A 464-nucleotide genomic window follows, 5' to 3' on the forward strand; every position below is an offset into this window, starting at 1 on the left:
GGCGGCCGTCGGCGAACGCCTTGCGGAACAGTTCCTGGGTTTCCTTGACCCCGAGGAAGCTGTCCTGGTCGGGGGCTTTCTCGTAGGCGTAGGCGGGGGAGAGCATCATCCCGTCGACGTTGAGGTCGTTGTTGAGGAAGTCCAACACCTCGATCACGGTCTGGGGGGTGTCGGTGTTGAAGAACGTGGTGTTCGTGGTGACGCGGAAGCCGCGGCGCTGCGCCTCTTTGATGTTGTCCACGGCCTGGGCGAACACGCCCGGCTTGGCCACGGACTTGTCGTGGCGTTCCTCGAGGCCATCGATGTGTACCGCGAAGGACAGGTACGGTGACGGGCGCAGCTTGTCGATCTTGCGTGGGATCAGGAGGGCGTTCGTGCACAGGTAGATGAACTCCTTACGTTTCACCAGGCCTGCCACGATGTCTTCGATCTGCGGGTGCATCAGCGGTTCGCCGCCTGCCAGG

The 464-nt window shown here is 62.9% G+C and carries 1 protein-coding gene; it reads right to left on the minus strand.

Annotated features, from left to right (window positions below; translation table 11 throughout):
- Positions 1 to 464: radical SAM protein (locus ACY45C_RS20560; protein ID WP_462189194.1), on the minus strand; the 464-nt coding region annotated here is incomplete at both ends.

The organism is Frankia sp. CcWB2 (assembly GCF_977927585.1).